Annotated in this window: 4 protein-coding genes; all 4 read right to left on the bottom strand. The window is 64.7% G+C overall.

The genetic code is table 11. The features are described from left to right. Nucleotides 1-83: 83 nt before the first annotated feature. Nucleotides 84-1,193, bottom strand: a complete 1,110-nt coding sequence (locus Y707_RS0111980) for a prephenate dehydrogenase (protein ID WP_051441926.1) — start codon at nucleotides 1,191-1,193, stop codon at nucleotides 84-86. A gap of 2 nt (nucleotides 1,194-1,195) precedes the next feature. Then, nucleotides 1,196-2,302, bottom strand: coding sequence for a pseudouridine synthase (locus Y707_RS0111975; RefSeq protein WP_026535271.1), 1,107 nt, complete (start codon nucleotides 2,300-2,302; stop codon nucleotides 1,196-1,198). 31 nt (nucleotides 2,303-2,333) lie between these two features. Continuing rightward, on the bottom strand, nucleotides 2,334-3,053 hold the full coding sequence (gene scpB, locus Y707_RS0111970) for an SMC-Scp complex subunit ScpB (protein WP_081744820.1): 720 nt from the start codon (nucleotides 3,051-3,053) through the stop codon (nucleotides 2,334-2,336). Beyond that, on the bottom strand, nucleotides 3,046-3,512 hold a 467-nt coding region (locus Y707_RS25500; RefSeq protein WP_162150216.1), incomplete at its 5' end, for a segregation/condensation protein A. The genes Y707_RS25500 and scpB, both read right to left, overlap by 8 nt.

Below are 3,512 nucleotides of genomic sequence, written 5' to 3'. Positions count from 1 at the left end.
GCTGACGCTGGACTTGCCCGAGCCGGATGGTCCGTCGATGGCGACCACCAGGGACTTGCCGAGGCGGACCGTTCTTGACTCCCTCATGAAACCACTTTCCATCCACGCTCTGTAAGCGCTTCTATCAATTCCGTCCGCTTGCCCGGGACAACCGACACTTCGACCATGCCAACCTGCTGCCCTGGCGAATGCTCCAGCCGCAGATCTTCCAGGTTCACTCCGACTGCGCCAATCTCGGTCAGCAGTTTCGCGATCTGCCCGGGTACATCGTCGACCAGCACGGTCAGTTCAGCGAAAGCACGCGGCGGTGCGCCGTGCTTGCCGGGAATCCGCGCCTGCCCGGCATTGCCTTCACTCATCAGCTGCGCCAGGTCCAGCCGCGATCCCGGCGCCTCCGGCTGTTCCAGTGTATTGATCAGCCGGTTCAGATCCTCGCGGACATCATAGAGGATGTCCACCAGCCGGGAAGCGTTGGCGCCCAAAATCTGCACCCACAGCGACGGGTCGCTGGCGGCAATCCTGGTCACATCGCGCAGCCCCTGCCCGGCCAGCGACAGCGCCTGCGGCGGCGTGTCCTGCAGCCTGCTGGCAACCAGCGAGGAGAGGACCTGCGGCAGATGCGAAATCAGCGCAACCGTCTCATCGTGCTCCTCAACCGACATTTTCGCCACGATCGCGCCGAGGTCCAGGGCGAGCGCCTGCGCCGTCTTGACCGCCTGTCCCGTGGCGTCCGCCGGAGGGCAGAGGACCCATGGCATGGAGGTGAACAGTTCGGCGCGGGCAGCCACCGGCCCGGACTTCTCCCGGCCGGCCATCGGGTGTGTGCCCACGTAGCGGCTCAGATCCGCGCCGGCTGCCTTCAGCTCTGCAGCCACGGACGCCTTAATACTGGCAATGTCGACGACGACGGCGCTTGGGTACCGCTTCAACGCGTCAACGACGACGGCGGCGGTCACATCAGGCGGCGGTGCACAGACCACCAGTTCCGGCGCGAAGTCCGGTTCAGCGTCCTGGAGCAATCGCCCCGCTCCAATGTCCTGCGCGACTGCCTCGGCCGAGGGCGACGTGTCGGACAGGACGACGTCGATCCCCCACCGGCGAAGGCCAAGCCCGATACTGGCGCCCAGCAGCCCGGTTCCGATGATCAACACCGGCCCGCGCAGGTGTGTATGCCCTTTGTCCACTCCTGTCACCGCTACATCCCCACAGTCGCGAGCAGATGACCGACTTCCTGGTTACCGAGCGCGCGGATGCTGCCCTGACGCTGGTCGTTGAGGCGGATCGGGCCGACCTGGACCCGCACCAGCCGCTCCACGGGATGTCCGACGGCGTCGAACAGGCGGCGGACGACGCGGTTGCGGCCGGAGTGGATCACCACTTCGACGAGCAGGTGTCCAGGTGTCGAGTCAACCAGCTTGAAGGAGTCGACCGAGGCGGTGCCGTCGTCGAGCTCTACTCCAGCCCGCATTTGAGCGCCGACGCCGTGGGCCATCGGCCCACGCACCTGCACCAGGTAGGTTTTGGGTACCTCGTAAGAGGGGTGCGTCAGGCGGTTGGCCAGTTCGCCGTCGTTGGTCAACAGCAGCAGCCCCTCGGTGGCGATATCCAGCCGGCCCACGTGGAAGAGCCGTTCCGGCCGCTTCTTCAGGTAGTCGGTAATGCAGGGGCGTCCCTCGGGGTCATCCATGGAGGAGACGACGCCCTTGGGCTTGTTGAAGACGTAGTAGACCAGCGTTTCGTCCAGCTGGACCCTGATGCCGTCGACGTGGATTACCGCGCTGCGGGGGTCGACCCGCACGCCCAACTCAGTAACGATATTGCCGTCGACCTCGACACGGCCGTCGCGGATCATCTCCTCGCAGACCCGGCGGGAGGCAACTCCGGCACCGGCGAGGACCTTCTGCAGTCGCACGCCTTCCGGATCATGGGCATCGGACTGATCCGCCGGCGGGGCGGTAGGACGGCGCTTGCCGTGACTCTTCCGCTGCTGGACCGGTCCGAGGTTCCTGCCGAAGCGTTCGTTGCCAAACGCCCTCGGCCCTTTAGGTCCTTTGGCGCCTTTGGCTGCGGCAGGCCGCGGTGGCTTGGCACCCGGGGCCGGCTTGGAACGCGACGGCTTGGCATCATCGGGCTTGGACCCGCTGGGGCCGAAACCGCCTTGCTGTCCGCCGGAACGTCCCTTGCCCGGCAGGCCACCGGTGCGGCCCTTGCCGGGTCCGGCTTGCTGACCCTTGCCGTGCCCTCCGCGGCGTCCTTCCGGACCGGGGCGGCCGTGGGATCCGGAGCGGGGAGGCTGTGTCATTGGGTTTCCTTCAAGTCAGCGTTCATACAAATCAATACGTCAGGTCTTCAAACTCTTCTAAATTGTCCAGCCCCGGCAGGTGCGGCGCCAACTTCGGAAGTTCCGCGACGCTGCCAATGCCCATCCGTTCCAGGAAGTACGCCGTCGTCTGGTACAGCACGGCGCCGAACTCCGGATCTGTGCCGGCTTCCTCGATGAGGCCGCGCTGGGTCAGTGTCCGGATGACTGAATCGACATTGACGCCGCGGATAGCCGATACCCTGGCCCGCGGAACAGGTTGACGGTAGGCAATCACCGCCAGCGTCTCCAATGAAGCCTGCGTCAGCTTCGCTGTCTGACCCTCAAGAACAAACCGCGACACAACAGGTGCGAAAGTGCTCCGGGAGAAAATCCGCCAGCCGCCGGCTACATTGCGCAGCTCAAATCCACGTGGAGTGGTTGCTGCTGAAGCTGAATCCGGCGCAGGATCCTCCCCAGTATATCCGTCATACTCGGCACGAAGTTCAGCGAGCAAACTCCGGACCCGGTCCACCGGAAGCAACAAGGCCGTCGCCAACTCGAATTCCGTGGCGGGTTCGTCGATGACCATAAGGACGGCTTCGAGAGCGGCCTTCGCTCCTCCGGGCAGAACGTCCAGATCCAGCGCCTCGTCCGGCTGCTGTTCGTCCCGGTTCCCGTCGTCGCGGCTCTGCTCAACCGGCGGCTGTTTGTCCGGACGAACGTTGCCGCCGTCGTCGTTCGGTTCACTCATGAGTTTGTTCCACCTCTTCGGGCGCCGCCCCTTGCTCATCAAAGTCAGTGCTGATCGCGGCGCTGCTCCAGGATTCATCCGGCGCCGCCGTCCAGTGCACCTTGAGCTCGGATAGAGGCGAGATCTGTTCAAAGGCAATGACGGCGTCACGGAACATTTCGAGCAAGGCCAGGAAGCGGGCAACGACCACCATCGTATTATCCGCATCCTGGATGAGAGTGCGAAAGGATAATGCCTGACCGGCCTTGAGTTTTTCGCCGAGAATGCCCGCCTGCTCCTTCACGCTGACCGCAGGGGCATGCAGGTGTGCCAGTCCGACTTCGGTCGGCAACGGATCCTTTGGCTGCAGTGCCTTGGCGGCAAGAGCGGCTAAATCCGTCGGGGTGCTGCGCCAGATCAGTTCCGGCAGCAGGGCGGCAAACTGTGGTTCCAGGCGGACGAGCCTCGGGTAGCGGCTGC

It is taken from the genome of Arthrobacter sp. H14 (assembly GCF_000520495.1).
In the GTDB taxonomy this organism is placed as follows: domain Bacteria; phylum Actinomycetota; class Actinomycetes; order Actinomycetales; family Micrococcaceae; genus Arthrobacter_C.
The sequence above is the reverse complement of the archived record's forward strand: the minus strand, read 5'-3'. Positions and strand labels throughout refer to the sequence as shown.

Bases quoted from the DNA above. Each gene is read 5' to 3' on its own strand.
- Y707_RS0111975 (WP_026535271.1), bottom strand. From the start codon at position 2,302: ATGACACAGCCTCCCCGCTCCGGATCCCACGGCCGCCCCGGTCCGGAA.
- scpB (WP_081744820.1), bottom strand. From the start codon at position 3,053: ATGAGTGAACCGAACGACGACGGCGGCAACGTTCGTCCGGACAAACAG.